General features: G+C 68.1%; 1 protein-coding gene. It reads right to left on the bottom strand.

The window, feature by feature from the left end:
- Positions 1-97: 97 nt before the first annotated feature.
- Positions 98-1,423, bottom strand: coding sequence for an IS110 family transposase (locus ACFYXB_RS45930; RefSeq protein ID WP_389591466.1), 1,326 nt, complete (start codon positions 1,421-1,423; stop codon positions 98-100).
- Positions 1,424-1,831 lie beyond the last annotated feature (408 nt).

Below are 1,831 nucleotides of genomic sequence, written 5' to 3' on the forward strand. Positions count from 1 at the left end.
TCTGAAGCTGATCGGAAAATCGATCTCCTGGTGGGCAGGCGGCAGCATCCGGGCCGCTTCAGTTGCGGACCGGATGTCGGGATCGGACGGGGGTCGGTCAGACAGTTGTGGGGGCGAGGGTGACCTGGTGGCCGAGGGCCTGGAGCTGGCGGACGAGGTCGCGGGTTCTGCGGGCGGGGTTGAGGTGGCGCTGGTGCCAGTCGGAGCCGAGTTCCTGGTAGGAGGCGTCCGGCTCGTTGATCAGGTGCCAGCTGATGACGAGTATCGAGCGGGCGACGGCGACCAGGGCTTTGGCGTGGCCGCGGCGTTTGACGATGCGCCGGTAGCGGGCGCCGAGGAAGGTGTCGGTGCGGGCGGCGGCGTTGGCGGCCTCGCCGAGGGCGCCCTTGAGCCAGGGGTTGCCCTGCCCGGCCGGGCCTGCAGTGTTCTTCGCGCCGGACTGGATCGTGCGGGGGCACAACTTGGCCCAGGACACCAGGTGTTCGGGGGTGGGGAAGCGGCTCATGTCCGCGCCGATCTCGGCGAGGATGATCTGCGCGGTGGCCGGACCGATCCCGGGGATGGCGTCCAGCTTCTCGGCCAAGGAGCGGGCGCTCACGCCACCGGCAGACGGTTCTGCTCCTGGGCCGTCGTGCGGGGTGGTGATCTCTTCCAGCGTGCAGGCGATGAGCCGGTCGAGTTCCTGGATCTGTGCGGTGAGATGGTCGACGGTGCCCAGCAGCACTCGCAGCAGCCGGGCGTGGTGGTCCTCGAACTGCCCGGTCAGGGCCTCGATGAGGGCGGCCTTCTTCTTGATCAGGTTGCCCTTGGCGAGGTCGGCGAGGGCGCGGGGGTTGCGTTCGCCGGCGACCAGGGCATCGAGCATGGCCCGGCCCGACATGCCGAACAGGTCCGAGACGACGCCGGACAGTTTGATCTGCGCGTCCTGGAGGGCCTTGTCCACCCGGTGCTTGTGGCGAGTGCGTTCCTGGACGAACACGGTGCGGGTGCGGGTGAAATCCCGTAGCTGCCGGACGGGCTTCGGCGGGACGAACGAGGCCCGGACCATGCCGCGTTCGGCGAGCTTGGCCAGCCAGACCGCGTCGAGCTTGTCGGTCTTCGGGCGCCCGGGGACGTTCTTCACATCGCGCGCGTTGACGAGCCAGCAGTCCAGGCCGCGGGCCTCCAGCAGGTAGAAGAACGGGCGCCAGTACGATCCCGTCGCTTCCATGACGACCCGCTCGACGCCCTGGCAGACCAGCCGGTCGCCGAGTTCCAGGATCGCGTTGGTCATCGAGGCGACCGTCCAGACCTGCTGGACGCGCCGGCCCTCGATGGTGTCGTGCGGGACGCGCAGGCAGACCATCCCGGATGCCTTGGCGATGTCGATCGCCGCGACCCGCGCGACCGTTCCGTCGTCGTGGTCTTCTCTCAACTCCTCCATGACGTGCCCCCTGTTGTGCTGGTTCGGGCAGGGGCTGTCCGGGGAGCCTTGAGGGGATCGGAGAAGCTGATCGGCGTGCTCAAGGCGACAGTGTGCGGCCCCTCGGACGGCTCCCTCACCAGACTCCTATGCGGGCTCACGGCCCAAACATCAAGCGGCGTCGGCAGACAGCCCCTGTACCGATTTTCACGCCCGCGGGGCGTCACCGCAGGTGAACGGTCGACTCCTATAGATCGTCAAGTCGCTGGGGACGTCGATGGTGCGCTGCTGAATGCGCTCGTGACGTGGTGGTAGACCTCTCGCGCGACGAAGCGCTTGAGGCATCTGAAGATGTCCTTCGTCTTGAGCCCTTCGAGAGTGCGTCGTGCGACGTAGTCACGAGTGCGTGGGTCGTGACGCATGCGGACC

Source organism: Streptomyces sp. NPDC002619 (genome assembly GCF_042889305.1).
Classification (GTDB): Bacteria; Actinomycetota; Actinomycetes; order Streptomycetales; family Streptomycetaceae; genus Streptomyces.